At 65.9% G+C, this 25,216-nt stretch carries 23 protein-coding genes and 1 tRNA gene; 5 read left to right on the top strand and 19 right to left on the bottom strand.

Annotated features, from left to right (window positions below; genetic code table 11):
* Positions 1-9: 9 nt before the first annotated feature.
* The 13 genes from nuoI to AC1DKR_RS09390 all read right to left on the bottom strand — a co-directional run bounded on the left by nuoI (position 10) and on the right by AC1DKR_RS09390 (position 11,901).
* Positions 10-498, bottom strand: coding sequence for an NADH-quinone oxidoreductase subunit NuoI (nuoI, locus tag AC1DKR_RS09450; RefSeq protein ID WP_005417924.1), 489 nt, complete (start codon positions 496-498; stop codon positions 10-12).
* Between the two features lie 3 nt (positions 499-501).
* Positions 502-1,596, bottom strand: a complete 1,095-nt coding sequence (nuoH, locus tag AC1DKR_RS09445) for an NADH-quinone oxidoreductase subunit NuoH (RefSeq protein ID WP_478032499.1) — start codon at positions 1,594-1,596, stop codon at positions 502-504.
* Positions 1,593-3,827, bottom strand: coding sequence for an NADH-quinone oxidoreductase subunit NuoG (gene nuoG, locus AC1DKR_RS09440; RefSeq protein ID WP_428705130.1), 2,235 nt, complete (start codon positions 3,825-3,827; stop codon positions 1,593-1,595). The genes nuoH and nuoG overlap by 4 nt, the downstream gene beginning before the upstream one ends.
* Positions 3,824-5,164, bottom strand: coding sequence for an NADH-quinone oxidoreductase subunit NuoF (gene nuoF, locus AC1DKR_RS09435; protein ID WP_025876206.1), 1,341 nt, complete (start codon positions 5,162-5,164; stop codon positions 3,824-3,826). The genes nuoG and nuoF overlap by 4 nt, the downstream gene beginning before the upstream one ends.
* Before the next feature lie 4 nt (positions 5,165-5,168).
* Entirely contained in the window at positions 5,169-5,696 is a 528-nt protein-coding gene (gene nuoE, locus AC1DKR_RS09430; RefSeq protein ID WP_025876204.1) for an NADH-quinone oxidoreductase subunit NuoE, read from the bottom strand.
* 97 nt (positions 5,697-5,793) lie between these two features.
* The gene (locus tag AC1DKR_RS09425; protein WP_025876202.1) at positions 5,794-7,101 is read right to left on the bottom strand and encodes an NADH-quinone oxidoreductase subunit D; all 1,308 of its coding nucleotides are present in this window, start codon (positions 7,099-7,101) and stop codon (positions 5,794-5,796) included.
* A complete protein-coding gene (locus tag AC1DKR_RS09420) occupies positions 7,098-7,844 on the bottom strand; it encodes an NADH-quinone oxidoreductase subunit C (protein ID WP_312786960.1) in 747 nt (248 codons plus the stop codon). Before AC1DKR_RS09420 ends, AC1DKR_RS09425 begins: the two co-directional genes overlap by 4 nt.
* A 33-nt stretch (positions 7,845-7,877) precedes the next feature.
* Positions 7,878-8,432 carry a NuoB/complex I 20 kDa subunit family protein gene (locus AC1DKR_RS09415; RefSeq protein ID WP_025876198.1) on the bottom strand — a complete coding sequence of 185 codons (555 nt, stop codon included), beginning with the start codon at positions 8,430-8,432 and terminating at the stop codon, positions 7,878-7,880.
* Complete coding sequence (locus tag AC1DKR_RS09410) at positions 8,423-8,779, bottom strand: NADH-quinone oxidoreductase subunit A (protein WP_005414075.1); 357 nt, start codon at positions 8,777-8,779, stop codon at positions 8,423-8,425. Before AC1DKR_RS09410 ends, AC1DKR_RS09415 begins: the two co-directional genes overlap by 10 nt.
* 112 nt (positions 8,780-8,891) lie before the next feature.
* Positions 8,892-8,976, bottom strand: a tRNA-Leu gene (locus AC1DKR_RS09405).
* Positions 8,977-9,027: 51 nt separating this feature from the next.
* Positions 9,028-9,465, bottom strand: coding sequence for a preprotein translocase subunit SecG (gene secG, locus AC1DKR_RS09400; RefSeq protein ID WP_025876192.1), 438 nt, complete (start codon positions 9,463-9,465; stop codon positions 9,028-9,030).
* Between the two features lie 50 nt (positions 9,466-9,515).
* A complete protein-coding gene (tpiA, locus tag AC1DKR_RS09395) occupies positions 9,516-10,271 on the bottom strand; it encodes a triose-phosphate isomerase (protein ID WP_478032495.1) in 756 nt (251 codons plus the stop codon).
* Between the two features lie 652 nt (positions 10,272-10,923).
* A complete protein-coding gene (locus AC1DKR_RS09390) occupies positions 10,924-11,901 on the bottom strand; it encodes an isopenicillin N synthase family dioxygenase (RefSeq protein WP_394196652.1) in 978 nt (325 codons plus the stop codon).
* A 153-nt stretch (positions 11,902-12,054) separates the two neighbouring features.
* On the opposite strand from AC1DKR_RS09390, the gene AC1DKR_RS09385 reads away from it, so the two are divergent.
* The 4 genes from AC1DKR_RS09385 to galE all read left to right on the top strand — a co-directional run bounded on the left by AC1DKR_RS09385 (position 12,055) and on the right by galE (position 17,026).
* Complete coding sequence (locus AC1DKR_RS09385; protein WP_478032491.1) at positions 12,055-13,938, top strand: sulfatase-like hydrolase/transferase; 1,884 nt, start codon at positions 12,055-12,057, stop codon at positions 13,936-13,938.
* Between the two features lie 20 nt (positions 13,939-13,958).
* Positions 13,959-15,098 (top strand): glycosyltransferase family 4 protein, encoded by a 1,140-nt coding sequence (locus tag AC1DKR_RS09380; RefSeq protein WP_478032488.1) that lies wholly within the window; start codon positions 13,959-13,961, stop codon positions 15,096-15,098.
* A complete protein-coding gene (locus tag AC1DKR_RS09375) occupies positions 15,091-15,948 on the top strand; it encodes a polysaccharide deacetylase family protein (RefSeq protein ID WP_312787077.1) in 858 nt (285 codons plus the stop codon). The genes AC1DKR_RS09380 and AC1DKR_RS09375 overlap by 8 nt, the downstream gene beginning before the upstream one ends.
* A gap of 70 nt (positions 15,949-16,018) precedes the next feature.
* Positions 16,019-17,026 (top strand): UDP-glucose 4-epimerase GalE, encoded by a 1,008-nt coding sequence (galE, locus tag AC1DKR_RS09370; RefSeq protein WP_312787078.1) that lies wholly within the window; start codon positions 16,019-16,021, stop codon positions 17,024-17,026.
* 72 nt (positions 17,027-17,098) lie between these two features.
* On the opposite strand, the gene glmM is transcribed toward galE, so the two are convergent.
* The 5 genes from glmM to trpB form a co-directional block, all read right to left on the bottom strand.
* Entirely contained in the window at positions 17,099-18,463 is a 1,365-nt protein-coding gene (gene glmM, locus AC1DKR_RS09365) for a phosphoglucosamine mutase (RefSeq protein WP_312107818.1), read from the bottom strand.
* Positions 18,463-19,338, bottom strand: a complete 876-nt coding sequence (gene accD / locus AC1DKR_RS09360; protein WP_132824577.1) for an acetyl-CoA carboxylase, carboxyltransferase subunit beta — start codon at positions 19,336-19,338, stop codon at positions 18,463-18,465. Before accD ends, glmM begins: the two co-directional genes overlap by 1 nt.
* 218 nt (positions 19,339-19,556) lie before the next feature.
* Positions 19,557-20,366 carry a tryptophan synthase subunit alpha gene (trpA, locus tag AC1DKR_RS09355; RefSeq protein ID WP_478032483.1) on the bottom strand — a complete coding sequence of 270 codons (810 nt, stop codon included), beginning with the start codon at positions 20,364-20,366 and terminating at the stop codon, positions 19,557-19,559.
* A 1-nt stretch (position 20,367) separates the two neighbouring features.
* Positions 20,368-21,045, bottom strand: coding sequence for a hypothetical protein (locus AC1DKR_RS09350; protein WP_363732435.1), 678 nt, complete (start codon positions 21,043-21,045; stop codon positions 20,368-20,370).
* A complete protein-coding gene (gene trpB / locus AC1DKR_RS09345; protein WP_394196657.1) occupies positions 21,042-22,259 on the bottom strand; it encodes a tryptophan synthase subunit beta in 1,218 nt (405 codons plus the stop codon). Before trpB ends, AC1DKR_RS09350 begins: the two co-directional genes overlap by 4 nt.
* 95 nt (positions 22,260-22,354) lie before the next feature.
* Between trpB and AC1DKR_RS09340 the strand changes: the two genes are divergently transcribed.
* Positions 22,355-23,242: a LysR family transcriptional regulator gene (locus AC1DKR_RS09340; RefSeq protein ID WP_363732433.1), complete on the top strand. Its 888-nt coding sequence runs from the start codon at positions 22,355-22,357 to the stop codon at positions 23,240-23,242.
* 75 nt (positions 23,243-23,317) lie between these two features.
* Here AC1DKR_RS09340 and AC1DKR_RS09335 read toward each other — a convergent pair whose 3' ends face one another.
* Positions 23,318-25,189, bottom strand: a complete 1,872-nt coding sequence (locus tag AC1DKR_RS09335; RefSeq protein WP_336030549.1) for a C40 family peptidase — start codon at positions 25,187-25,189, stop codon at positions 23,318-23,320.
* Between the last annotated feature and the right edge of the window lie 27 nt (positions 25,190-25,216).

Raw genomic sequence — 25,216 nt, 5'->3', positions numbered from 1 at the left:
CTCTCGACCTCAGCGGTAAGCGGCATCGGCGGCACGACGCTCGGCGATCTCGGATTCGAGACGGTCGCCCAGGGCCAGCAGCTGCGGCTTGGTAACGATGTTTTCGCCACGATTCTCGAAGTGGTACTCGAGGATGTGGGTCTCGACGATCGAGTCCACCGGGCAGCTTTCCTCACAGAAGCCGCAGAAGATGCACTTGAACAGATCGATGTCGTAGCGGGTGGTACGGCGGGTGCCGTCCTCGCGCTTGGCCGAATCGATGGTGATGGCCAATGCCGGGCACACCGCTTCGCACAGCTTGCAGGCGATGCAGCGCTCTTCACCGTTGGGATAACGGCGCAGGGCATGCAGGCCACGGAAGCGCGGCGACTGCGGGAACTTCTCCATCGGGTACATCATCGTGTACTTCGGCTTGAAGCTGTACTTCAGCGTCAGCCAGAGACCGGCCAGCAGTTCGAGCAGCAGCAGGCTCTTGAAGTAATGGGTAATCCTGTTCATCACTTAGACGCCCTTATGAATCACGCCGAAGAACACCATGACGGCGGTAACCGCGATCCAGAAAATGGTCAGCGGGATGAAGACCTTCCAGCCCAGGCGCATGATCTGGTCATAGCGGAAGCGCGGGAAGCTTGCTCGGAACCAGATGTAGGCACTGGCGAAGAAGAAGACCTTGACGAACAGCCACGGCCAGCCGCCCTTCCAGATCCAGTCGATGAACGGCGAGATCTCGCCCGGGTTGACCCAGCCCTGGATCGGGCTCAGCCAGCCGCCGAGGAAGAAGATCGAGATCAGGAAGCTGATCAGGATCATGTTCGCGTATTCGGCCAGGAAGAACAGTGCGAACGCACCGCCGGAGTACTCGACCATGTGGCCGGCGACGATTTCCGACTCGCCTTCCACCACGTCGAACGGCGCGCGGTTGGTTTCGGCGACGCCGGACACCCAGTACACGATGAACAGCGGGAACAGCGGGATCAGGAACCAGTCGAAGAAGCCGGAGCTGCCGGCCTGGGCCGCCACGATGTTGCTGAGGTTGAGGCTGCCCGAAGCGATCATCACGCCGACCAGGGCAAAGCCCATCGCGATTTCGTAGCTGATCATCTGTGCCGAGGCGCGCATGGCACCGAGGAACGCGTACTTCGAGTTGGAGGCCCAACCGGCCAGGATCACGCCGTAGATGCCCAGCGAGGTCATCGCCAGCAGGTACAGCAGACCGGCGTTGGCGTTGGACAGCACCAGCTGGTTGTCGAACGGCACCACCGACCACGCCGCAAAGGCCGGGGCCAGGGTGATCAGCGGCGCCAGCAGGAAGATCGCCTTGTTGGCGCTGCTGGGCTGCAGGACTTCCTTGAACAGCAGCTTGAAGACGTCGGCGAAGGCCTGGAAGATGCCCATGCCCACGTACATCGGGCCGTGGCGGACGTGCATCCAGCCGATCAGCTTGCGTTCCCAGACCACGTAGAAGGCCACCGAGACGATCACCGGGACGGTGATCACCAGGATCTTCAGGATGATCCAGATCAGCGCGCCGATGTCACCCAGGCCAAGCAGCCACTGGTGCAGCGGATCGACCGCGTTAATCAGCAATTCGTTCATGCAGCCACCACCGAAACACGAGCGGCACCCAGCGGCGCGGTTGCGCCGTGGCCCGATTCAATCCAGACCGAACCCGCAGCGACGCGGGCGTCGACCACCACCGGCAGGGTGGCCTTGCCGGCATCGGTGCCGACCTTGGCCATCTGCCCTTCCTGCAGCTGCAGGCGGGCGGCATCGTCAGCGTTGAGCACGATGCGCGGGGCGTTGTTGAGCGGATGCGACTGCAGCGCCGGGGCGCGACGGACCACCGCATCGGTGCGGTAGATCGCAGCGGTCGAGGCCACTTCCATGCCCTCGCCCGCCTGCACCGGCTGTGCCGAAGCGGACACCTGCACGTTCACCGGTGCCAGGCTGGCGCGCAGGCCGGCCAGGTCGATGAACTCGAAACCGGCCACGGCCAGCTCACCGCCGAGTGCACGCAGCACGCGCCAGCCCTCGCGGGCCTCGCCCGGCAGCTTGCCGCCGGCACGCGCCGACTGCTCGCGACCATCGAGGTTGGTCAGGGTGGCATCGATTTCCGGCAGCGCACCGATCGGCAGGATCACGTCGGCAACGTCGCGGGTCGAGGCGCAGGCGAACTGGCTGAAGGCCACCACCTGTGCGCCGACCAGCGCCTTGCGCGCGGCCGGAGCATCGGCGAAGTCCAGGCCCGGTTCCAGACCGTAGACCACGTAGGCCTTGAGCGGATCGGCCAGCATCGCGGCCACGTCCTTGCCGGCCGGCAGCACGCCGGCGCGGCTCAGGCCGATCGCGTTGGCGCCCTGCGGGATACGGCACAGCTTGGCACCGGTGGCGGCGGCGAAATCACGCGCAGCGGCGCGGATCGCGGCAGCCTGCGGATGGTTCTCGGCGATGCCACCGACGATCAGCACGGTATTGGTACCACCCTGCACCGCCGAACGCAGCTCGGCGTTGGCCAGCGCATCGGCGAACTTCGACGGCGCCACGATCTGCTTGCCGGCAACGCTGAACGCGAAGTCGAAGTCGACCGGGTTGACCACGTGGATCTTCGCGCCGTTCTGGGTCTGCGCCTTGCGCAGGCGGGCGTGCAGCAACGGCAGCTCGTGGCGGATGTTGCTGCCCAGCACGACGATGCGGTCCGCGCCTTCGATCTCGGCCAACGGCAGGCCGAACACTTCGGCAGTGGCGGCGTCGGAGAAGTCGCGGTTGTTGATGCGGTGGTCGATGTTGCTCGAACCCAGGCCGGTGGCCAGGCGGGCCAGCAGTGCGCCCTCTTCGTTCGACGTCGACGGGTGCACCAGCACGCCCAGGTTGTCGCCCTGGTTTGCCTTGAGGATCTCGGCGGCCGCGGCCAGGCCTTCAGCCCAGCTCACTTCCTTCCACTCGCCATTGACCTTGCGCAGCGGCTTGACCGCACGGTCTTCGCTGTACAGGCCCTGGTGCGAATAACGGTCACGATCGGACAGCCAGCACTCGTTGACCGCCTCGTTGTCGCGCGGGACGGTACGCAGCACTTCGCCGCGACGCACGTGCAGGAACAGGTTCGAGCCCATCGCGTCGTGGTAGCCCAGCGATTCGCGCGCGGTCAGTTCCCAAGGACGGGCACGGAACTGGAACACCTTGTTGGTCAGCGCGCCGACCGGGCACACGTCGACCACGTTGCCCGAAAGCTCGGTGGTCAGCGGCTTGCCGTCGTAGGTGCCGATCTGCAGGTTTTCACCGCGGTACATGCCACCCAGTTCATAGGTACCGGCAACGTCGGCGGTGAAGCGGACGCAGCGGGTGCACTGGATGCAGCGGGTCATCTCGGTGGCGACCAGCGGGCCCATGTCCTCGTCGGCCACCACGCGCTTGCGCTCGTTGAAGCGGCTGACCGAACGGCCGTAGCCCAGCGACACGTCCTGCAGTTCGCACTCGCCGCCCTGATCGCAGATCGGGCAATCCAGCGGGTGGTTGATCAGCAGGAACTCCATCACCGAGCGCTGGAACTTCAGCGCCTTTTCACTGCGGGTGGCGACCTTCATGCCTTCCATCACCGGCGTGGCGCAGGCCGGTGCCGGCTTCGGCGACTTTTCCACATCCACCAGGCACATGCGGCAGTTGGCAGCGATCGGCAGCTTCTCGTGGTAGCAGAAGCGCGGAATCGAAATGCCCGCCTTGTCGGCGGCCTGGATGATCATCGAACCCTTGGGCACGACCAGCGACTTGCCATCGATCTCGATGGTGACGTGGTCCGGTGGCACGCTGGGATTTATGGGTTGCGCGCTCATGCAGCGGCTGCCTCCACCTTCTTGCCGTCAACCATCGAATGACCGTTGACGATGTAGTACTCGAATTCGTCCCAGAACTGGCGCAGGAAGCCCTGGATGGGCCATGCCGCCGCTTCGCCGAACGCACAGATGGTATGGCCTTCGATCTGGCCGGCCACGGTCTTCAACTGGTGCAGGTCTTCCATCGTGGCCTTGCCGGCGACGATGCGCTCCAGCACGCGGTGCATCCAGCCGGTACCTTCGCGGCACGGGGTGCACTGGCCACAGGATTCCTTGTGGAAGAACTGGCTGATGCGGCAGGCGAACTTGACGCAGCAGACGCTGTCATCCAGCACCACGACCGCACCGGAGCCCAGGCCGGAGCCCAGCGCACGGATGGTGTCGTAGTCCATCGGCAGGCCCTTCAGCTCGGCCGCGGTCAGCACCGGCATGGACACGCCGCCCGGGATCGCGCCCTTGAGCTTGCGACCCGGCTTGAGGCCGCCGGCCATTTCCAGCAGGTCGTCGAAGGTGGTACCGAGCGGCACTTCGAAGTTGCCGCCCTTCTGCACGCAGCCGGACACCGAGAAGCACTTCGGGCCGCCATTGGCGGTCAGGCTCAGGCCCTTGAACCATTCCGGACCATTGCGGATGATCGCCGGCACCGAACCGTAGGTCTCGGTGTTGTTGATCGTCGACGGCTTGCCATACAGACCGAAATTGGCCGGGAACGGCGGCTTGTAGCGCGGCTGGCCCTTCTTGCCTTCCAGCGATTCCATCAGCGCGGTTTCTTCGCCGCAGATGTAGGCGCCGGCACCCAGGGCGCCGTAGATGTCGATATCCACGCCCGAGCCCAGCACGTTCTTGCCCAGCCAGCCGTTTGCATAGGCATCGGCCAGGGCCTGCTCGAAGTGCTCGAACGGCTCGTGGTGGAATTCACCGCGCAGGTAGTTGTAGCCCACGGTCGAACCGGTGGCGTAGCAGGCAATCGCCATGCCTTCGACCACCGAATGCGGGTTGTAGCGCAGGATGTCGCGATCCTTGCAGGTGCCCGGCTCGGATTCATCCGAGTTGCAGAGGATGTACTTCTGCACGTTGCCCTTGGGCATGAAGGACCACTTCAGGCCGGTCGGGAAACCGGCGCCGCCGCGGCCGCGCAGGCCCGAGGCCTTGACCATCTCGATGACCTGCTCCGGCGGGATCTTCTCTTCGAGGATCTTGCGCAGGGCAGCGTAGCCACCGGTCTTCAGATAGCTTTCGTACGACCACGGGGTGTCGTAATGCAGGGTGGTGTAGACCACCTGGTGCGGCAGCGGCGCGGGGCCGACCGGACCCTTGGATTCGTGGTGATGTGCCATGCCCTTACTCCAGCCCGTCCAGAAGCTCGTCGACCTTTTCCAGGGTCAGACGCTCATGGTAGTGACCATTGATGACCATCATCGGTGCACCCGCGCAGCCGGCCAGGCACTCTTCCTCGCGCTTGAGGTAGACGCGGCCGTCAGCGGTCGACTGACCGTTCTTGATGCCCAGCTTCTTCTCGCAATGGCGCACGATGTCTTCGGCGCCATTGAGCCAGCAGCTGATGTTCGTGCAGATGGCCACGTTGTTGCGGCCCACCTTCTCGGTCTCGAACATCGAGTAGAAGCTGGCAACCTCGTAGGCCCACACCGGCGGCAGGTCCAGGTACTTGGCCACGCCGGCGATCAGCTCGTCGGTCAGCCAGCCCTGGTTCTGCTCCTGGGCAGCATGCAGACCCTGCAGCACGGCAGAGCGCTTGCGGTCCGGCGGGAACTTGGACAGCCAGTGATCGATGTGAGCGCGGGTTTTGTCGCTCAACACCACCATCGGGTCGACGTCGCGCGCCGCCTCGAAATTACCTGTCGCCTTCATCGGCCGACCTCAGCGAAATGCATAACGTGAAATTGCAGAAACTGCGGCGCCGGCTTGCGCCGGCTGCCTGCAGCGGGCGTTGGCGTGGCGGACGGCATTACCGGTCAACCTCGCCGAACACCAGATCGTAGGTACCGATCATCGCCACCACGTCGGCCAGCATGTGGCCGCGCACGATCGAATCGATCGAGGACAGGTGGGCAAAGCCCGGCGCACGAAGGTGTACGCGGAACGGCTTGTTGGCGCCGTCGGAAACCAGGTAGCAGCCGAATTCGCCCTTGGGCGCTTCAACCGCGGCGTAGGTCTCGCCGGCCGGCACGCAATAGCCTTCACTGAACAGCTTGAAGTGATGGATCAGCGCTTCCATGTCGTCCTTCATGTCCTCGCGCTTGGGCGGAGCGACCTTGAAGTTCTTGACCATGACCGGGCCGGGGTTGGCCTTCAGCCATGCCACGCATTGCTTGATGATGCGGTTGGACTCGCGCATTTCGGCAACGCGGCACAGGTAGCGATCGTAGCAATCGCCTTCCTTGCCCAGCGGGATGTCGAAATCGACGGCATCGTACTTCGCATAGGGGCGCTTCTTGCGCAGATCCCAGGCGACGCCCGAGCCACGCAGCATAACGCCGGTCATGCCCCACTGGTGGGCCAGCTCCGGGGTGACCACGCCGATGCCGACGGTACGCTGCTTCCAGATACGGTTGTCGGTCAGCAGGGTCTCGTATTCGTCGACACGACCCGGGAACTCATTGGTGAAGTTCTCCAGGAAGTCCAGCAGCGAACCTTCGCGCGAGGCGTTGAGGTTCTTCAGGGCCTTGCCCTTGTGCCAGCGCGATTCCTTGTACTTCGGCATGTGGTCCGGCAGGTCGCGGTAGACGCCGCCCGGACGGTAGTACGCCGCGTGCATGCGCGCGCCGGAGACCGCTTCGTAGCAGTCCATCAGCTCTTCGCGCTCGCGGAAGGCGTACAGCATCACCGCCATCGCACCCAGATCGAGCGCGTTGGAACCCAGCCACATCAAGTGGTTCAGGATGCGGGTGATCTCGTCGAACATCGTGCGGATGTACTGCGCGCGCTCCGGCGCCTCGATGCCCATCAGGGTCTCGATCGAGCGCACGTAGGCGTGCTCGTTGCACATCATCGACACGTAATCCAGGCGATCCATGTAGCCGATCGACTGGTTGAAGGGCTTGGATTCGGCCAGCTTCTCGGTGCCCCGGTGCAGCAGACCCACGTGCGGGTCGGCACGCATGATGGTCTCGCCGTCCATCTCGAGGATCAGTCGCAGCACACCGTGCGCGGCCGGATGCTGCGGGCCGAAGTTCATGGTGTAGTTGCGGATTTCCTGCCGGCTTTCGGCAGCGTTGCTGGCGAATGCTTCGCCGGCCTGGTGTACGTGACTCACTTCACTGCCTCCTGCGAGCGCTCGCCGGCAGCGGTCTGCAGGCGGGCGTCGTCGCGGATCACGCGCGGCACGCCGACGCGCGGCTCCACCGAGGTGACCGGTTCGTAGATGACACGCTTCTTTTCTTCGTCGTAGCGGACTTCGACGTTGCCGATCAGCGGGAAGTCCTTGCGGAACGGATGACCGACGAAACCGTAGTCGGTCAGGATCCGGCGCAGGTCCGGGTGACCTTCGAAGATCACGCCATACAGATCGAACGCTTCGCGCTCGAACCAGTTCAGCCCCGGCCAGATGCTGGTCAGCGAGGACACCACCGGCAGCGCTTCGTCAGGCGCGAAGCAGCGCAGGTGGATCATCAGGTTGTGCTGGTACGAACGCAGCTGTGCGACCACGGCAAAGCGCTGGGTCGGCATGTGCTGCGGACGGGCACCGTCGGCGCTCTCTTCGCTGGGGAATTCGCCCCAGGCGAAGCGGCCCTGGGCCTTGCCCTCGACACCGCGGCTGAAGCCCTGCGAGGACACGTCGGCGGTGTCCCACTCGTCGGAGCCATAACCGAGGTAATCGACGCCGCAGAGGTCCACGGCCTGCTCGAAACCAAACTCGTCACGCAGCGCGAGGGCGGTGGCGTGCCACTCAGCGGCAGGCACTTCCAGCGTCACTTCGCCGCGGGGTTCGACCACGATGACCTTCGCACCAGCGAAACGTGCGGAGAGTCGGTCGATGAAGGATGCTTGCTCTGCCATGGGGGCTTGGCGCGCTCTTGTCAGGTGAAGGGGTCAGCGGGCGATGGTCTGTGTACGCCAGATCTTCTTCTGCAGCTGCAGGATCCCGTACACCAGCGCCTCGGCGGTCGGCGGGCAGCCCGGGACGTAGACGTCCACCGGCACCACGCGATCACAGCCGCGCACCACAGAATAGGAATAGTGGTAGTAACCACCGCCATTGGCGCAGCTGCCCATGGAGATCACCCACTTGGGGTCGGGCATCTGGTCATAGACCTTGCGCAGCGCCGGGGCCATCTTGTTGACCAGGGTGCCGGCGACGATCATCACGTCGGACTGGCGCGGCGACGGGCGGAACACCACACCGTAGCGGTCAAGGTCCAGGCGCGCCGCACCTGCGTGCATCATTTCGACCGCACAGCAGGCCAGACCGAAGGTCATGGGCCACATCGAGCCGGTGCGTGCCCAGTTCAGCAGCGCATCGACGCTGGTGGTGACAAAGCCCTTTTCCAGCAGCGGGTTGTCGCCTTCCGGCCGCAGGATGTCGTCAACCCGCCCTTCCGGGACAGGATTGGTCATCAGGCCATCGAGAGTCTGAATCACTCCCATTCCAGCGCTCCCTTCTTCCAGACATAGATGAAACCGAGGAACAGCATGCCGACGAACAGACCCATGGTGACGAGCGAACGCGCGCCAAGCTCCATGAAGACCTGCGTCCACGGCACGATGAAGATGATTTCCAGGTCGAAGACGATGAACTGGATCGCGATCAGGTAGTAGCGCACGTCGAACTTCATACGCGCGTCTTCGAAGGCTTCGAAGCCGCACTCGTACGGCGACAGCTTTTCCAGATCGGGGCGGCGGGGACCGAGGAATCGACCAACCAGCATCAGCGTAATGCCGATACCGGTGGCAACGATCAGAAACAGCAGAGACGGCAAATATTCGGCCAGCACAGCGATTCTCTCTTGCCTCTGCCGCTGCGCCTGCAGGCGCTTTGGCATGGGGGAGTGGACGGGAAGCTGCCTGGCGCCTTGCGCGCCAGACCAACCCGCTTTACTTACTAAATGGTGCCCAAGAGGGGACTCGAACCCCTACGACCTAAGTCGCTACCACCTCAAGGTAGTGCGTCTACCAATTCCGCCACCTGGGCAAACGATCACATCAGACTATCTTCCCGATGCGCCGCGTATTGTAACCGGCTTCAGTCTTTCTGGGAGCCTTCCGAAGGCTTTTCTTCACCAGAAACCGAAGATTCCGCCTGAGCCGGCACAGTTGCGGCCGGAACCGGGGCGGCCGGGACCGCATCGGCCTTCGGAACGGCCGGCAATTCGCCCGCCGGAGCGGCCGGAGCGCTGGCCGCCGGGGCGGACATCAGACCCAGATCCTGATCGGCGGCCGGGCGGTTGCCATGGCCGGCATACCAGGCCATGAAGAGGCTGATGCCGAAGAACACCACGGCCAGCCACTTGGTCGACTTGGACAGGAAGTTGGACGCGCCACGCGCACCGAACACGGTCCCCGAGGCGCCAGCGCCAAAGCCCGAACCTGCCGCCGCACCCGAGCCACGCTGCATCAGGATCAGCGCGACCATGGCTACGGCAACCAGCACGTAGACGACATTGAGGATCAACATCAGCATTGGAAATCCGCCCTCGGACTAGAGTGCCGGCGGCTAGCCGGCAACCGTAACTAATTGTTTGCCGCCGCCTCTGCGATGGCCAGGAAGTCGGCGGCCACCAGGGAGGCACCACCAACCAGCCCACCATCGACATCCGGCTGCGCGAACAGTTCCCCGGCATTGTCGGGCTTCACGCTACCGCCGTAAACAATGGGCAGTGAATCAGCAATTCTAGCATCGATGCGCGCGACTTCGCCACGAATGAACGCGTGCACCTGCTGCGCCTGCTCCTTGGTTGCGGTGCGGCCGGTTCCGATCGCCCAGACCGGCTCGTAGGCGACCACGGCATTGGCGAAGCCTGCGGCCCCGACAAGCTCGAGCACCGGGGCCAGCTGGCTGGCGATGACCGCCTCGGTCTGCCCGGCCTCGCGCTGCTCAAGGGTTTCACCGACGCAGAGTACCGGCACCAGGCCGGCATGCAGGGCGGCGGCGAACTTGCGCGCGACCAGTTCGCTGCTCTCGTTGTGGTACTGGCGGCGCTCGGAGTGGCCGACCAGACCATAGCGGGCACCCACCTCGTGCAGCATGGCCGCACAGACCTCACCGGTGTAGGCGCCCTTCTCGTTGCTGCTGACGTCCTGTGCGCCAAAGACCAAGCCGGTCTCGCCGAAGTCTTCGACCAGCTCACCCAGATAGGGCATCGGCGGCAGGATGACCACCTCCACCCCGCTCTTGGGCAGCCCGGCAGCGACCTGCCCCAGCAGTTCGGTGGCGAATTGACGGCTGCCGTGCAGCTTCCAGTTTCCAGCGACGATCTTGCGGCGCATGAGCGGGTGGCTCCTGTGTGAACTCAGCCGCCCATGATACCTGCTGCGGCAAAAAACCGTTTCCGTGTAAGCGGTTACATGGATTTTCAGCCAACGGCGCAGCCCCTCGTGGCGGGGGTTGGGGGTTGGTCGCGGAGAGCCCCGGCTGGATTTGTGGGGTTGGCCGGGCGGGCGGGACCGGCGAGGGACGCCGTGAACCCATCCCTGGGGGCTTGTCCGCGGCATCCATGCCGCGGACACCCTCGCCAGCCCCACCCGCCCGGCCCATGACACATTGCGGCGGTCCGCCCGCCACGGAAAGAAAAAAGAAGATCAAAAGCAAAAGCGAAAGCGGAGCTTTGGCCCCCTCCCCTGCTTCGAGATCTGACAGATCTCATCCACGCATGACCTGGATAGATCGTGTCGACCAAGGTCGACACCTACCAACAGCCGCAGGGAGCTGTCGAAGGCGGGGAGGTGTCGGATGGCGGGGTGTCCGCGGCATGGATGCCGCGGCCAAGCCCCCATGGATGGGTTTACGGCGTCCCCGCCATCCGACACCTCCCCGCCTCCTCACGGAACATTCCAGAACCGCTTTGGCTTTGGCTCCGGCCTCTGCGGGTGCAGGGTGCAACCCTGCAAAGAAAAAGGCCGCCTTTCGGCGGCCTTCTCATTACTTCAGCTTGATCTCGCGCAAGCGCTCTTCGAGGAAGCCGTGCGCGGTGATCGGCTCCGGGTACCGGCTCGGGTTTTCCTCGGTGATGCACGAGGGCAGCACGTCGATCAGGAAGTCCGGGTTCGGGTGCAGGAAGAACGGCACCGAATAGCGCGGCTGGCGGGCCAGCTCACCCGGGGGATTGACCACCCGGTGGATGGTCGACGGATACACGTGGTTGGTCAGGCGCTGCAGCATGTCGCCGATGTTGACCACGATGGTGTCCGCGTCCGAGGTGAACGGCACCCAGTCCCCGTCATGCGACTGCACTTCCAGGCCCGCCGCGCTGGCACCGACCAGCAGCGTGATGAAGTTGATGTCGCCATGCGCACCGGCACGCACGTTCGGAATGTCGTCGGTGGTGATCGGCGGGTAATGGATCGGGCGCAGGATCGAATTGCCGAAATTGGTCTTGTCGGCGAAGAAGTGCTCCGGCAGGCCGATGTGCAGGGCCAGGGCCGAAAGCACGCGCGAACCGAGGTTGTCCAACGCCTGGTACAGGCCGTAACCGCGCTCGCGGAAACCCTCGACCTCGGACGGCCACAGGTTCGGCGCCATCACTTCCCGGTACTTGGAGTCGTCGGCGATCTCGCGGCCGATGTGCCAGAACTCCTTCAGGTCGAAGTGCTTGGAGCCCTTGGCGGTCTCCACACCGAACGGGGTATAGCCACGGGCGCCGCCGCTGCCTGCCACGTGGTACTTGCGCTTGGTCTCATCAGGCAGTGCGAAGAAGGCCTTGAAGACGTCGTAGGCCGCGTCGATGTCGGCCTGCGGGATGCCGTGGTTGCGGATACCCGCGAATCCCCATTGGCGGTACGCCGCCCCCAGCTCGGCCACGAAGGCGTCGCGGTCACTGTCGAAACGGGTGATGTCGAGGGTGGGGATCTGGCTCACAGCGGTTCCTGGCTTGTCGTTGAGTCGGTACGGGCCCGCCATGTCATGGCGACCGATCTGAACATTGTGACAGATAGATCGGGGCATGCCACCGACACACTGAAACAAACCGATACAATGCGCCACCCGCGCGCGGTTTAACGACTTCGTCACGCCGGGAAACGCCCTTGCTGCCCACTTGAACCCGCCTCTCCCATGGACGCCGCTCTGCCCGACGCCACCGCCGCCGTTCTTCCCGGGCCCGCCCGACGCTGGCGCAGGCTGGCTTGGTGGTCGCTGTTCATCGCGGCCAACGCGGTGCTTGCCGCGTTCATCGCGCTGGGCAACGTGCCGCTGCGCGACAACCCTGGCGGCACACTCGGCCTGGCCTACCTGGCGTTCGCCCTGCCAGGCCACCTGCTCGCGTTCGGTGCACTGGCCGGCCTGCTACCACTGGCCATCGGCCTGTGGCCGCGCAGCGCGCGCGCGTTGAGCGTCTCGGCGGTGATCTGCCAGGGTCTGTGGCTGTGCCTGCTGCTGGTGGATGCCAAGGTCTTCGCGCTGTATCGCTTCCACCTCAACGCGATGGTCGCCAACATGGTGTTCGGCGGCGCCCTGCAGGATCAGGTGAGCCTGTCCTGGAAGACCTGGCTGCAGGTGACGGCTCTGGTGTCGGCAATCTTCGCCGCGCAGGGCCTGCTGGCCTGGGCGTGCTGGAAGCTGCTGCCCGCAGCGCCGCGCCGGCGGCGGGTACTGCAGGCCTGGGCGGTGGTTGCCCTGCTGATGGGCGGCGGCCAGGTCGCCACTGCCTACTACGACGCGCTCGGCGAACGCGCAGTGATCAGCCAATGGAACTACCTGCCATGGGCGCAGCCGATCACCGCCAAGAGCGCGATGCGTCGCTTCGGCGTGGTCAGCCAGCACCAGGTCGGCCTGCCCGATCCGCGCCATGCCCAGCTGAATTATCCGTTGCAACCCCTGCGCTGCCAGAGCCACCAGCGGCCGAACGTGCTGATGGTGGTACTGGAGTCGTTGCGCCATGACGTGCTCACCCCGCAGTTCATGCCCAACGCCTCGGCGCTGGCCCGGTCCTCGCGGGTGTACGAGCATCATTTCAGCACCGGCAACGCCACCCGTTATGGTCTGTTCGGGCTGCTGTACGGCCTGCCGGGTGGCTATTGGCCGAGCATGCTCGACGAGCAGCGCGGCTCGCAGCTGTTCAAGGTACTGGGACAGCAGGGCTATGACCTGCACCTGTATGGCAGCGCGCCGCTGTACAGCCCGGAGTTCGATCGCACCGCGTTCGCCGATGTCCGCGACCAGCTGCACCAGGGGCCGTCCGAACTGACCTCCGATGGCCGCGATGCCGCCATCGTCGCTGGACTGCAGAAGGACATCCGCGCCAGCCAGGCTGCACAGCGCCCGTGGTTCGGTTTCGTGTTCCTCGATTCCACCCACGCGCCCTACCACATGCCGGCCGGCTATCCGCCGCTCGCCACGCCGATGGCCGATGCCATCGATTTCCTCAAGTTCGGCCCCGGGCACGATCCAACGCCGGAGTTGAACCGCTACCACACCGCGGTGCATTACGCCGACAGCCTGATTGGATCGCTGCTGGATGACCTGCGCGCACAGGGTCTGGAGCAGAACACGATCGTGCTGGTGACCGGCGACCACGCCGAGGAATTCAACGACCTCAAGCTCAACTACTGGGGCCACAACGGCAATTTCTCCAACTACCAGTTGCAGGTGCCCTTCGTGCTGCATTGGCCTGGCCAGGAGGGCGGCCGCGACGCACGCGTCAGCTCGCATGAAGACTGGGTACCCACACTGATGCGCCACGGGCTGGGTTGCGAGAACGCATTGACCGACTACAGCACCGGCCATGACCTGCTGGCGGCACCGACCGGCAAGCGTGCGCTGGTGGTGGAAAGCTGGTCGCAGCGCGCGGTACGCAATGGCGAGGCGATCTACGTGTTCGACAAATTCGGCAACGCCACCGCGCTCGATGCGCGCTACCGCCCGTTGCCGCAACAGACCCCCGACGCCGCCAGCATCCGCGCGGCATGGGAAGCGCTGACCCGCTTCCGCAACCGCTGAATCCAAGGACCGATCCACGCATGAACCGTCCGCTGCGCATCCTGCATACCGAAGCCGCCAAAGGCATGGGCGGGCAGGAGATCTACATTTTCCGCCACATGCAGGTGATGCGCGCGCGCGGCCATCATGTCGCCCTGCTGTGCCAACCGGACGCGCGCCTGGCCATGCGCGCCCGCGACGATGGCTTCACCGTGCATACGCTGCGGATGGGTGGCATGGCCCGGTTGCTGCGCGGCATCTGGTCGGTGTCACGGCTGGTCCGCCGCGAGCGCTACGACGTGGTCAACACCACCAGCCGTCGCGACGCATTGATTGCCGCCGCGGGCGCACGCCTGGGCGGCACACCGCTGGTGGTGCGCTCGCGCCACCTGATGAGCCCGGTGAATTCGCTGCTGACCTACACCGGCCTGCCCCACCGGGTCATCACGGTGAGCAACTTCGTCAAGCAACTGCTGGCGGACCGCGGAATTCCCGCCGAGCACATCGGCATCGTGCCGCCGATGGCGGTTCCGCCAACCGACACCACGCATGAGCCCTCCTGGCAGCAGTTGCAGGAGACGCGCGCACGCGTGCGCGCCGAGCTCGGATTCGAGGAACAGGACATCGTCGTAGGCTGCGTGGCAGTGCTGCGCGAACCCAAGGGCCACGCCGAACTGCTGCAGGCCATGGTGCCGCTGTGCAAGGCCAACCCCCGCCTGCATCTGGTGGTGGTCGGCGATGGCCAGGCCGTGATGCAGCGCCTGCAGGCCACCTGCGCCGAACACGATCTGCAGCGCCAGGTTCATCTGCTGGGCTTCCGCAGCGATGCCAGCCAGCTGATGCCCGGCTTCGACATCTTCGCCCTGGCCACACACAAGGAAGCATCGGGCACGGTGTTCCTGGAAGCGGCGCAGGCGGGCCTGCCGATCGTGTCGCATCGGGTCGGCGGTGTGCCCGAAATGCTGGTGGAAGGCAGCAATGCCATCCTCACCCGGCTTGGCGACAATTCCGCGCTCACCGGCGCGCTGCGGCTGCTGGTGGACGATCCCGAACGCCGCCGACAGATGGGTCGTTCCGGCTGGGAGTGGATCTGCAGCGCCAAGCGTTTCAGCCCCGAAGGCCACGCTGAAGCCACCGAACACTACTACCACCAATGGATGAAGGAGCTGGGTCATGGCTAATGCCAGAACCGTACCGGTGCTGATGCATCATCACGTCAGCAACTCGCCCGGCATGATCACGGTGTCGCCGGAGAATTTCGAGAGCCAGATCGCCTGGCTGGCGCGCACCGGCTGGACGTCCTTGACGCTGGACCAGTACGCCGGCTTCCTGGCCGGCAAGCCGGTGCCGCGCAAGTCGATCGTGATCACCTTTGATGATGGCTACCTGGACAACTGGGTTTACGCCCATCCGATCCTGCAGAAGTACGGCATGCACGCGGTGGTGTTCGTGGTGACCGGCTGGATGCACGAGGGGCCGATACGCCCGCATGCCGGCATCGCCGGTGCCACGCTGCCGGAAACGCCCGAGCATCGCGCCTGCGAAGACCTGATCTACAAGCAGGGCCGCAGCGATGAGGTGATGATGCGCTGGAGCGAAGCACGTGCGGCCATCGAGGCGGGCACCTTCGAGATCCATTGCCATACCCACACCCACACGCGCTGGCTGCGCCGCCAGGACCTGGATCGCGCCCAGCGCCGTGCCGGCATCAGTGGCGATCTGTCCAAGGCCAAGGAAGTGCTGCTGGAGAAGCTGGGCGAGGTGTCGGACACGCTGTGCTGGCCGTACGGTGATTTCGACCAGGACTACATCGAAGTGGCACGTGAGCAGGGGTTCCGCTACCTGCATACCACCCATCCGTTCGGACGCAACGTGGTTGGCGGCGATCCCGAGCGCATCTACCGCTTCGCCATCCGCAACCGGCCGGCAAGCTGGCTGCGCAAGCGCATCGCGTGGAGCTACAACCCGCTGATCGCACCCCTGTTCAACGGCTTCAAGGCGCGGCAGAAGAAGATGGTGCCGGGGCCGTGATGGTTTCCCCGGGCCAGGGCTGACGCAGCTTCGGCAAGGAAGCCCCAACAGAGTGGAAGGAATACAGGAAATGAACGTTCTGGTTACCGGCGGTGCGGGATTCATCGGCTCCCACACCTGTGTGGAACTGCAGCAGCAGGGCCATGCGGTGGTCATCGTCGATTCGCTGTGCAACAGCGACGCCGGAGTGATCGGCCGGATCGGCGACATCACCGGCATCGCGCCGCTGTTCGTACAGGCCGACGTGCGCGACCGTGCGCGGATCACCGCAGTGCTGCGCGAGCATTCGATCGATGCGGTACTGCATTTTGCCGCGCTGAAATCGGTTGGCGAATCGCGGCAGATGCCGTTGGACTACTTCGACAACAACATCAGCGGCACACTCGCCCTGCTCGGCGCCATGCGCGATGCCGGCGTGGGCACGTTCGTGTTCAGCTCGTCGGCAACCGTCTACGGCGACCAGGACCATTGCCCGGTGGCCGAAACGGCCTCGACCTGCGCGATGACGCCCTATGGCCGTTCGAAGCTGGTGGTGGAGCAGCTGCTGTCCGACCTGGTCGGCGCCGATACGTCGCTGCATGTGGCAACGCTGCGCTACTTCAACCCGGTGGGGGCGCATTCAAGCGCGCTGATCGGCGAGCTGCCGCACGGAACGCCCAGCAACCTGATGCCCTACATCGCCCAGGTGGCCGCCGGCCTGCTGCCGGAAGTGCAGGTATTCGGCGATGACTATCCGACCTGCGACGGTACCGGCGTACGCGACTACATCCATGTGCAGGACGTGGCGCGGGCCCATGTGCTGGCGCTGCAGTACCTGCGCGACAAGCGCCGCAGCATCACCCTGAACCTGGGCACCGGACAGGGCCACAGCGTGCTGGAACTGATCAAGGCCTTCGAACAGACCGTCGGCCGGCCGATTCCATTCCGGATCACCGGTCGCCGTACCGGCGATATCGCGGTGAGTTTTGCCGACCCGTCCCTCGCCCTGCGCGAGCTGGGCTGGACCGCCCGCCACGGCCTGGCGGACATGTGCCGCGACACCTGGAAATGGCAGACGGAGATGACGCGCAGCGCCTGATGCCTTGCTTGCGGCAGACAGCAACATGGCCGCACAAGCGGCCATGTTGTTGGTTCGATCCAGCGCCCGGGCTCAGGCCGCGGCCGCCGTCCTGACCGCCGCCGAAAGCCGGTCCAGGGTGTCCTGCATCAGCGTCGCGTCATCGGCCTCGACCGTGACCCGCACCACCGGTTCGGTGCCGGAAGGACGCAGGAAGGCACGCCCGCGGCCGGAAACCGCCTGCTGCGCTTCGGTCAGTGCAGCCTGAACGCTCTCGGCCTGCACGGTGGCCTTGGCCGAGACATCGCCAAGGCGCACGTTGACCGTCTTCTGCGGCACCTTGGACAACGGCTGCAGCGCTTCGCGCAGGCTCTTTCCCTGCTGCTTCAACGCCACCAGTACCTGCAGGGCACTGACGATACCGTCGCCGGTGGTGGCCCGGTCCAGGCACAGCAGATGGCCAGACGCTTCGCCGCCGAGTACGCCGCCTCCCTCCACCAGTGCCTGATGCACGTAGCGGTCGCCGACGTTGCTGCGCTGGAAAGGAATCTGCAGGTCGGCCAGGGCCTTTTCCAGGCCGAAATTGCTCATCAGGGTGCCGACCACCGGGCCACGCAGGCGACCGTCGGCCTGCCATGCGCGCGCCAGGATGTACACCAGGTCATCGCCGTCGACCGGATTGCCGCGGTCATCGGCCATCAACACCCGGTCACCATCACCATCGAAGGCGATGCCCAGGTCGGCGCGGGTCTCACGCACCTTTGCAGCGAGGTTGTCGATGTGGGTCGAACCGACGCCGTCGTTGATGTTGACGCCATTGGGTTCGGCACCGATACCGATGACCTCCGCGCCCAGTTCGCGGAACAGCAGCGGCGCGATCTGGTAGGTGGCGCCATGCGCGCAGTCGAGCACCAGGCGCACACCGCGCAGATCGAACGCGCGCGGCACGCTGGACTTGCAGAACTCGATGTAGCGGCCGACGGCCTCACGTGCACGCGAGGCCTTGCCGAGCTTCTCCGAAACGGCCGTGGTGAACGGCACGTCCAATGCGGCTTCCAGCGCCAGCTCGGTGGCATCGTCGAGCTTCTCGCCCTGGGCGGAGAAGAACTTGATGCCGTTGTCGTAGTGCGGGTTGTGCGACGCACTGATGACGATGCCCGCATCCACGCCCAGGGTACGGGTCAGGAAGGCAACGGCCGGGGTCGGCATCGGGCCGAGCAGCTGCACGTCAGCGCCCGCAGCGACCAGCCCGGCTTCCAGTGCGGCTTCGAACATGTAGCCGGAGATCCGCGTGTCCTTGCCGATCACCACGATCGGGCGGCGCCCCTCCTGGCCACGCTGGGCAACCAGCACACGGCCCAGGGCGTTGCCCAGGCGCAGCACGAAATCAGCCGAGATCGGCCCTTGACCGACCCGACCGCGGATGCCGTCGGTACCGAAGTACTTGCGGCCCCCCATCAAACCTCCTCCGGTGCCGGCTCGCGACGCAGCATCGCCAGCAGGTCGGCCAGACGGTCGCGCAGTTCACGACGGTCACAGATCTGGTCGATGGCGCCGTGCTCGAGCAGGAACTCCGAACGCTGGAACCCTTCCGGCAGTTTCTCGCGCACGGTCTGCTCGATCACGCGCGGGCCGGCGAAGCCGATCAGTGCATGCGGTTCGGCGATGTTGATGTCACCCAGCATCGCGAACGACGCCGACACACCGCCGGTGGTCGGGTGGGTCAGCACCGAAATATACGGCTGTCCGGCTTCACGCAGTTTGCCCAGGGCTGCCGAGGTCTTGGCCATCTGCATCAGCGAGAACAGGCCCTCCTGCATGCGCGCCCCGCCACTGGCGGAGAAGCACACGTAGGGTGCGCCGATCTCGGCGGCGGTCTCGGCGGCAAGGGCGAAGCGCTCGCCGACCACCGAGCCCATCGAGCCACCCATGAAGGCGAAGTCGAAGGACGAGGCCACCAGGGGACGGCCCTTGAGCAGGCCGCGCATGGCGATCAGCGCGTCGTACTCACCGGTGTTCTTCTGCGCGATCTTGATGCGCTCGCTGTACTTCTTCTGGTCCTTGAACTTCAGCAGGTCGGTCGGCCCCAGGCGGGCAGCGATCTCGGTGGTGCTGTCGGCGTCGAACAACGCAGCCAGACGGGCGCGCGCGCGGATGGCCATATGGTGGCCGCACTTCGGGCAGACCTCCAGATTCTCTTCCAGCTCCGGACGGTACAACGCACTGCCGCAGTTGCTGCACTTTTCCCACAGGCCCTCGGGGACGCTGCGCTTCTTGCTGGGGGTGTTGTCGGTGCGGATGCCAGACGGCATCAACTTGCTGAGCCAACTCATGCGGGATGACACTTCCGTTCAGGGCGGCCCGGGGGCCGCAAAGGCGGACAGTCTAGCTCCGCTTTCCCCGCCCGTGCACCCCCTGCCGGGCCTTGGGCCCGCTGGAAAAAACCATGCTGGGACGTACGTTTAGCGTCGGTGGTAGTGCCGGCCGCTGGCCGGCAACCGCTTGCACCCGAATGGGTCGGGCGGATACCGGCCAGCGGCTGGCACTACCGTTACGCCTCCAGCGCCTGCCGCAGCGGAGCCAGGAACGCCGCAGCGCGCTGCGCCGCATCCTCGGCGGAGGTCGCTTCGGCCAGCACCGCCACCAGTGCGCTGCCGACCACCACGCCGTCGGCCTGCCGGGCCATGGCCGCCGCACTGGCTGCGTCCTTGATGCCGAAGCCGGCCACCACCGGCACGCTGGCCCTGGCCCGCAGCGCCTGCAGGCGTGCGCTGGCCGCGTCGCTGTCCAGTCGTTCCGAGGCGCCGGTGACCCCGGCAAAGCTGACGTAGTACAGATAGCCACGGGCCAGCGCCAGCAGCTTGTCGGCGCGCGCCTCGCTGGTGGTGGGCGATGCCAGCAGAACCAGCGCAAGGCCTGCAGCGTCGAAGGCCTGCTGGGCTTCGCCGGCCTCTTCCGGCGGCAGGTCGACCAGCAGCACGCCGTCCACGCCAGCAGCCACCGCCGCTTCGGCGAACGCCACGTAACCGTGGATCTCCACCGGGTTGAGATAGCCCATCAGCACTACTGGCGTCTGCGTGTCCTGTTGCCGGAACTGCGCCACCGCCTGCAGCACGTAACGGTTGCCGGCACCGCGCGCCAGCGCGCGCTCGGAGCTGCGCTGGATGGTCGGGCCGTCGGCCATCGGATCGGAGAACGGCACGCCCAGTTCGATCACATCGGCACCGGCCTGGACCAGCGCGTGCATGACCGGCACCGTGGCTTCCAGCGAAGGATCACCGGCGGTGATGAAGGGGATCAGGGCCTTGCGCTGCTGCTGGCGCAGGCGCTGGAAACAGTCATCGAGTCGGGAAACAGGCATCTCAGGCACATCCTTCAATCAGTTCAATCGCTTCGCTGGTCCCCCAGTACATCAGGATGACCTTCCCTTCAAACACTTCCAGGCGGATGCCGAGGGCCGAGCCCGGGTCCTGCCAGGTCAGGTACTCGCCCTGATCGCCGTCGTAGGCATGCGGGCTGGAGACCGGCGCGCCGGGGAACTGCGCCACCGCCTGCGCCCGCGTCATGCCGATGCGCAGGCCGAACGGACCCGGCTGGTCGACCGGCGCCTTGGCGTCCTCGCCCGGGCCGAGATCGAAACGGACCACGCGGTCTTCGTCGGTCATCATCGACACGCCGGGCGGCAGTCCCTTGCCGTCGTAGTACTCGCAGCTGCCGCCGATGGCCTCGACCGCGCCCATTGCCGTCCACGGCCCGAAGGCCTTCAGATCGCTCATGTGCTGGCCGATCAGCACCTCGCCGGCATGATCCAGCGCCACCGACGCCACGGCGGGCGCGTCGTCACTGGAGACCGCGGCCGAGGCCGGTGGATCATCGATGGGCGTCCGCGCGATCGGGTCGACGTCATCGTTGGCCGCCATCGACTGCGCCGGTTGCGCAGCGGCCTTGGCCGCCGGCGCAAGCACCGGCGGTTCCGGCGGTTGGCACGCGGCCAGGCCCAGCACCAGCAGCACGCCCGTACTGCGCATCAGTGCGCTCACAGCACCAGCCCTTCGCGCGCCGCGATGGTATGCACGTCCTTGTCGCCACGTCCTGACAGGTTGCACAGCACGATCTGGTCGCGCGGACGCCCGCGCGCAAGCTTCATCGCCTGTGCCAGCGCGTGGCTGGACTCCAGCGCCGGCAGGATGCCTTCGGTATGCGCCAGCAGGTGGAAAGCCTGCAACGCCTCTTCGTCGGTGATGCCGACGTAGCGCGCGCGGCCGCTGTCGGCCAGGAACGCATGCTCGGGGCCGACGCCCGGGTAATCCAGGCCGGCCGACACCGAATGGGTCTCGATGATCTGGCCATCGTCGTCGCACAGCACATAGGTGCGGTTGCCGTGCAGCACGCCCGGGCGGCCGGCGGCGATGGAAGCTGCGTGGCGGCCGGTGTGGATGCCATCACCGGCCGCTTCAGCGCCGACGATCTCGACCTGGCGGTCGTTGAGGAAGGCATGGAACAGGCCGATCGCATTGCTGCCGCCGCCGACGCAGGCGGTGATCGCATTGGGCAGGCGACCGTACTCGGCCAGCATCTGCTCGCGTGCCTCGCGGCCGACGATGGCGTTGAAGTCGCGCACCATGCGCGGGTACGGATCCGGGCCGGCCACCGTGCCGATGATGTAGAAGGTGTCCTGCACGTTGGTGACCCAGTCGCGCATCGCTTCGTTGAGGGCATCCTTCAGGGTGGCCGAACCGGAGGTCACCGGCACCACCGTCGCACCGAGCAGTTTCATGCGGTAGACGTTGATCTTCTGCCGCTCGATGTCGGTGGCCCCCATGTACACCACGCACTCCAGGCCCAGCCGCGCCGCGACGGTGGCACTGGCGACGCCATGCTGGCCTGCGCCGGTCTCGGCGATGATGCGCTTCTTGCCCATCCGCGCCGCCAGCAACGCCTGGCCAATGGTGTTGTTGATCTTGTGCGCGCCGGTGTGGTTCAGGTCCTCGCGCTTGAGCAGGATCTGCGCGCCACCGACGTGGTCACTCAATCGTTCAGCGTGGTAGATCGGGCTCGGCCGGCCCACGTAATGGGCCAGGTCGCGGTCATAGGCCAGCTGGAACGCCGGATCCTGGCGGGCCTGGTCATAGGCCTGGGCCAGTTCCTGCAGCGGGCCGACCAGGGTTTCGGCGACGAAGCTGCCACCGTAACGGCCGAAGTGGCCCTGGGCATCAGGGAAGGCATGGAAATCGGCGATGGGAGAGTCAGGCATGGGACGACCGGTCGTTCAGACAGGTGGATACTCTAGCGCACGGATTGTGTCCGGAAAATGGATATTATCTGGCCACTCCCGTCAGGAAATCTCACATGAGCACGTCATTGCTGCCGCCCCTGAATGCCCTGCGGGCCTTCGAGGCCACCGCACGCCTCGGCGGCGTCGGCCGCGCTGCACAGGCGCTGCATGTGACCCATGGCGCGATCAGCCGGCAACTGAAGCTGCTGGAAGACCATCTGGGCATTGCCCTGTTCCAGCGCGCCGGCCGAGGACTGCGCCTGACGGCCGCCGGCACCCGCCTGCAACAGGCCTGCAGCGAGGCGTTCGGCGGCATTGAAGACTGCGTGCGCGAACTGCGGCGGCCAAGCGCGGAGCCAGCCCTGGTACTGGGCTGCAGCGGCAGCGTGCTGGCGCGCTGGATGATTCCGCGGCTGCCGGCACTACAGGCTGCTCTCCCCGGCGTGCGCCTGCAGTGGTCCGCCCTGGATGGCAGTTTCACCGAGGCACAGGCCACGCTGGATGCGGTGCTGCTGCTGGCGCAGGGGCCGTGGCCGCGCGGCTGGCAGGTGCGCGAGTTGGCACCGGAACGGGTGGGTGTGGTGGTGGCCCCCTCGCATCCGGCGGCACAGCGGCTGCGCCAGGTACCGCCGTCGGCCTTGCTGCGGGAAACGCTGCTGCACACCAGTTCGCGCCCGCAGGCGTGGCCTGCATGGGCGCAGTCGCACGGGCTGGACCCGGCCCAGCTGCAGCTCGGCACCGGCTTCGAACACCTGTACTACCTGCTGGAAGCGGCGGTCGCGGGGCTGGGCCCTGCGATCGCGCCGGAGCCACTGGTGGCCGAGGATCTGGCAGCGGGGCGGCTGGTCGCGCCGTGGGGGTTCGCCGCGACCGGGGGTTTCTGGGTGCTGGCGCGACCGGACGGCCCTGTCGATGCGCGCGTGGACGCGCTGGCGGACTGGGTGACTGCCCAGCTGCGATGAGGCGCCCCGCGGCGGGTGCGCAATGGCCGGCAACGCGGGCGGAATGATCCACCCGGTGCCAGCACTGCGCAGGCCTCAGCGGCCGCCCATCGCGACCCGCTGCTGCTCTTCCTGCACCTGCTGGTGCTGCGAAGGATCGGACAGCAGCTTCGCGCTGGTGTGCTCCAGCGATGGTGGCGCCTGGGCAAGGTCAACGGCGGCGCGGAATCCCGGCGTGGTTCCCATCACGAACGCCTTGCCATCCTGCACCGTGATGCTCTGCAGCTTGTCGGCGGCGTCGATGCCGTTCTGTTTTGCATGCAGGGTGATGTTGGCCGCGGCTTCTTCGGAGAACACGCTTGGCAGCTTGCTGCGCACTGCGTTGTGCAGGGCATTGTCCGGATGCGAAGCATCGTTCAGCGATGGTCCCTTCGGCGCGGCAGCCGCCGGCTCCTGGCCCTGCAAACGGCCTGTGGCCAGCGCAGCGTGGGTGTTGCGGCCGGCGATGCCATCGGGCACCAGACCCTGCTGCTTCTGGAAGGCGAGCACCGCCTCGCGGGTGTGGTCACCGAAGCGACCGTCCTCGGCCAGCCGGTTGCCGTGCGCGTCGCGCACGCCAAGCTGATTGAGGGTTTGCTGCAGGGATTGCACATCACTGCCGCGCTGGCCGTGCCGGATCACCTCGGCCGATGCTGCGTGCGATGGCGCCGGTTGCGCTGCCGATGCCCCCGCCGGTGCGGCGGGGCGAGAAAGCGCCGGCTCGCCATTGCCGTGCAGCGGCGCACGGACCTGGAACTCCGGCTTGGGCGTCAGTGCACCGACGATGCGCGTACCACCACCGTCCCAGTAACCACCCGGGCGAATGGTGACTTCAGCCGGCCCGGTACTGCCCTGGGAACCGATGAACTGGATGTTTCCCTGCGCGTCGTAGCCTTTGAAAATGCCGACATGCTGACCCTGCGAAGAGGAGAACATCAGGATGTCACCCTGCTTCAGCGAGCCATTGGGCTTGCGCGCATCCGCCGCCGAGGTCACATCGAAATGCTCGCGCGCGTACGCGGTTGTATTTGCGCCGTTGAACAGGGTCGAGGTGGTGAAGCCCGCGGCGTTTTCGCCACGCACGTCGTAGCCCGCGTTCTTCAGGCCGCGCCAGACGAATGCAGAGCAATCCACACCGAGCCGCCCGTCCCCGTCCAGGTCGCGCTCCAGCCGGCTGCTGTCACGACCCGGCCGTGGATGGTCCGGCCGGCCATACTCGTACTGGCGGCCGGAGCCCATGAAATGCTGGTGGGCCTCGTTGTAGACGGCGGCACTACCGGCCGCAGCCACGGTCTGGGTTGCAGCGGGTGCGGTCGTAGCAGGCGTTGTTGCTGGAGTCGGGGTCTGGGTCTGCACCGGCGCGGCAGCCGATGTGCGCGTCGGCTGCTGGACGGTAGCGACATCGCCCGGCTGCCAGCCCTCGAAACGACGTATACCGTCGGCCAGCACCTCGCGCTCGCGCACGCTCATTTCCCCGACCGTCTTCGAGCGCAGATCAACGCCGTTGCGGTCACCCTCGGCATAGATGGTGGCGGCCTGCTCTTTGTGGTGGGTTGTGCCGCTGTAGTCCTTCTTGGAGTAACTCGGCAGCATTTCCTCGACGGTCTTGTCACCAAAACGGCGCTCGAGCAGCTGGATCTTCGCCACCCGCCCGGCTTCATAGCTTTCGAAAACCGCGTTGCCCCATTGGTCCAGACCGACCACGCCTTGGTAACGTCCCTGCGCCGCCTCGAGCGCCTGCTCGCGGGTACGGGGGTTGGTTACCGTCTTGTCCGCGCTGCCGGCGAACTCGAACTTGAGATTGCCGGGGTTGTTGTTGCGCCACGAGACGCTGCCGCCTGACCGTTCGATGACACTGCCATCGTCCATTTCCAGCGTGCGCGTCGTACCGACGCTGCTGACTACCCGGGTGATGTTTGGATCCGACATGCGCTGTTCCTTTGCCAGTGGTTGATT

It is taken from the genome of Stenotrophomonas sp. 01N47 (assembly GCF_056399165.1).
The sequence above is the reverse complement of the archived record's forward strand: the minus strand, read 5'-3'. Positions and strand labels throughout refer to the sequence as shown.